Here is a 4,185-nt window from a genome sequence, read left to right as displayed (position 1 = left end):
CGGTTGCGGCGGCGACACTCGTCCAGTGGGGGCATTCGCTTGTCGCTGTTGGGGGCGGCGTATCCGTGTTCCTCGAGTTCGGAGCCGCTTGGGCAGAAAGCGAGGGGGATGAGGAACTGGCCGGGGCACTGGGATTTTTTGGTGGTGCGCTCGGCTTCCTTGCCGATGCGGGGGCGATCAAGCCAGCAGCAAAAGCGCTCGGGAGATTCTTATATGGGAACGGTTCGAGGAGCGTCGCCAAAGTGGCTGCTGAGACGGCAGGGCAGGCAGAAGAGCTGCAAGCGTTCCGGTTGAAAGTGCTGGAGGTGCTCGCAAGTCCGAGGGCGGCTAATTCGAGTGGAGAGCTCGCCGCGGAGTTGCCTAGAAGGGCGAGCTGGCCTCTGTCCAAGGCTAACTCGACACGCGTCGTGGACCCCGTGAGTACGGCAAATAAGAAGGTCCGATCTGCCTCGCCGAGCCAGTCCGCGTTTGGCGACAGCAACAGCAGGTMGCCTTCGGCACTTTCCCATATCGACACGATGAACAGGGCCGGCTTTCCAGGAGAGCGTAGCCCGTCGCCGTATTTTTCGACGCCTGTCGGCTCGCCCATGCCCGAACGGGTTCGCGYGGAGGCGAACGGCTCGGTGACTCATTTTCGCAGGTTCAGCTGACGATGGAAGAGATCACGCGATCCAAGTCAAACCGCCGCAACATCGAGCGCCACGCCAGCGTGGCGACGCCGGCGGCGCACGAGCCCGTGGCCGGCGCGGGCGGCATCCACTCGAACGCMTWCAAYTTCCTSAGYGCGGTGARCRCMGGCGTAGACCCGCGCACGGGCATGTAYTCSTGTTCGRTSAGYYTGCCCGGCGTGGCGGCGAACAACCTGTGYGGCCCTGCGGCCAACTTCGGTCTGAGCTTCAGTGCGCTCAACCCGATCGACGAGGGTTTTGGCGTGGGCTGGTCATTGACGACGACACGCTACGACACGCGCCGTCGCCGGTTGTCGTTGTCCAGCGGCGAGTCGTTCATGGTGGACGCGTTTGTCGGCGGCGTAGCGACGTTCAAGGATCGGAAGCTACGCACGTTCGACCTCCTGCAACGCGGCCCGGACGACTATGTGATCGTGCACAAGTCGGGAACGTCCGAATGGTTGCGGGTCATCCTGGGACGCAAAGAGAACAAGGGTAGCGACGGTGTCGCGATGTTGTACGAAGTGCGCTCACCCGAGGGCTACCCGGTCACCTTCGAGCAGACCGCGCCCAATGGCATCGCGCGGCTACACCGTGTGTGGGATGGCACCGGGCGAGTGTTGCTGACGGTGGACTACGAGATAGATGCCACGGTGTTGACCCTGCATCCGGAGGGCGCCCAGGCCGCCGCCTTCACCCTGCACTTCAACAACGACAGGCTGGTGCGGTTGGCGCTACCAGAGGGCTATGGCGAAAGCTGGTCATTCGACTACCAGGGCGAGGCAGCTGTGCTCTTGCTCAAGAGCGTCACGGTACCGACGGGCGGCCGCGAAGAGGTCGACTACAAGCTGGAGGGCCACGTATTGCCGGGCGGCGCGGAGCGTCCGCTGAGTCATATGCCGGTCGTGATCGAGTACCGGAGGGATCCGGGCCATGAGCAGCCGGTGATGAGGACGCACTACGCGTACTCGGAGCAGAACTTCTTCGGGTACGGTGCGGTAGACGACTGGCTGAACGACAAGGACAATTTGTACCGGATCGTCGCCGAACCAGGACGGCGATACGAGTACAGCTCGATCGAGACGCACTACGACGATCTCGCGCCTGTGCGCACCGTGGAACGGGTATTCAATCGCTTTCACCTGCTCACCAGCGAGCGCARCGTGCAGGATGGCTGCGTGAAGGAAGTGATCACGACTTACGACGAAGACCCGGCAATCTCGTTCGAAGACCAGCAGTCCTGGTGCCAGCTACCCGTGGAGGTGCGGACCCTGTACTACCGGGAGACCCCCGCCGACCGCTCCAACGCCGGCACCCGGCGCTTCCGTGAGATGGCGAGGAAGACTCGCTATGACGCGCACGGCAATGTGCTCGAAGCCACCGACGAACGCGGTGCGACCGAGGTCTACGACTACTTTCCTGCCAAAGGCGAGCCGGGACTGTGTCCCGTGGACCCGCTGGGCTTCGTGCGTTTCCTGCGCGAGAAACGCGTCGATCCCCCCGCCGGAACCGACGGCCCGGTGCGCCTGACACGTTATACCTACAAGGAGCTTCCCTCCCGTGTCGTCGGAGCCTCGATACACATCGTGCCGTGGACCGAGACGCTCTATACCGTCCATGGCGACGGTACGGAGGTCGAGCTCGRCAAAACGTCGCAGTATTTCATCGGGGACCGCGGTCCCGATCATGGTCGCTTGGAGCGCCTGGTTTCGCGCCATGGAGGCGTCGAAAGCAGCGTCGATCACGCCTACGATGATTCGGCTATCACGAGGGACGCGTCCGGTCGCGACGTTCCGGTGTTGACGACGACAAGCCACAAGACCGCGAGCAACGGCCAGGATAGCCAGCACGCGACATCGGTGACGGCACGGTCGTACCTGAGCGGACTTCCCGTCATGGATCGGTCGCCCGGCGGCGTGGTCATGCGTTACTCCCACGACGCACTCGGCCGTCAGGTCGCCGAAACCGTGGCGGCGGATTCGGACTGGGCGGCGACGACATCGACGACCTTCGTGCTGGCAGCCTCCGGCGCCCGCATCGTCAAACGTAGTGTGACGGGGCAGGAGACCGCGACCGAACTGGATGGCTTCGGGACGGCCCTGCGCGTTCTGGCGATCAACGCGGAAAATGACCTCCCCGAGCGCGACATATGGCGGGCCAGCTTCGATGGCATGGGCCGCAAGGTCGGCGAAACGGTGACGGACAGCCGGCTACCGATCGCTTCGGTCGCTCCGCCCTATGCGGCCGACGCGATTGTTTCCACGACGGAGGACGTCGTGGAGACGACCACGAGGTACGTCTACGATGGATGGGATAACGTCAAGGAAATCCACGGCGCCGACGGTGTGATCGGCTACCACGTCGTCGATCCGGTCGACGGTGTGGCCGAGCGTTGGCAGGAGGTCGAAGGACCCGAGGGGAGGGTGCGCAGCGGCCGTACCCGCATCACGCAGACGACCAGTGGCAAGCCGGCGCGTACTGACACGCTGGATGCCGATGGCAACGTGTGTCTTTCGCAGCACGCGAGTTATGACGGCCTCGATCGACTGGTAAGCGATGTCGTCGTGGCGCCGGGTGAGCCCGACCGCGTCTCGCACTACCGCTACGACGACTTCGACCGGCTCATCGAAACCATTCGGCCGGACGGTGCGGTCATCACGACGGACTATGCCGCCTATACCGGTGACGCTCTCGCCGTCGCCATATGGATTCAGCATGCCTCCCTGGGGCCGGAAGCCATCCTGCTGGGCGAGCAGGCCTACGACGGACTGGCACGCCGCACCTCGCTCCTCGCGGGACCAAGGAAGACGACGTATCACTTCGAAGGGCCTGTCTCGGCGAAGCCGGACAGCATGACGCTGCCCTCCGGTGAGACGGTGGCGTTCCGTCACCAGGCGCACCTTGGTGATGCCATGCTCGAAGCCATCGGCGCCGATGGCGTGACTGCCTTCACCTACGACACGAGGACAGGTGAGACCCTCTCGGTCACGAATGGGCTGGGTCGACACACGATCGAGTACGACGCATCGGGTCGCGTGTCCGCGGAGACATTCCAGCACGAGGGCGTGGTCGGTGAGCGAGGTTGCTCGTACCGCTACTCGCTGCGGGGTGTGCCGACAGAGTACACGGACGTCAACGGAGATCCACACAGGCTTATCTACGATGAGCTCGGACGTTTCGTCCGCATGGAAAACGGCGACATGAGTGTCGACGTGGGCTATGACGCTTTCTCCCGGGCGCATCGCACGTTAAGCCAGAGCCGTGACGGAGCCCGGTCGATGGACGTCCACGCGTCGTTCGACGAGCAGGACCGGGAGGTGAGCCGCGTGGTGACGGCACGAAGCGGAACGGATGTCGCCGTGCAATCGCTTTCACAGGCCTACACCGCGGCCGGCAAGCTCTCGACGCGCCAACTCGTTCGCGACGGCAGCGTGCGCGACGAGACATTCATTTATGATCTTCGCGATCGCCTTGCCGCGTATTCCTGTGCCGGYATGCACGGTCCCAAGGATGGTTC

General features: G+C 63.9%; 2 protein-coding genes. Both read left to right on the top strand.

Annotation, left to right across the window (positions count from 1 at the left end):
• A partial coding sequence (locus tag AC1DT2_RS16865; RefSeq protein WP_477297610.1) for a hypothetical protein occupies positions 1-650 on the top strand: 650 nt, incomplete at its 5' end.
• A 197-nt stretch (positions 651-847) separates the two neighbouring features.
• Positions 848-4,185, top strand: a 3,338-nt coding sequence (locus AC1DT2_RS16860) for an RHS repeat domain-containing protein (protein ID WP_477297608.1), incomplete at its 3' end; no start/stop codon positions are given.

Source organism: Luteibacter sp. P4_E6, from assembly GCF_056401535.1.
This window is presented reverse-complemented; position numbering and strand designations above follow the sequence as displayed.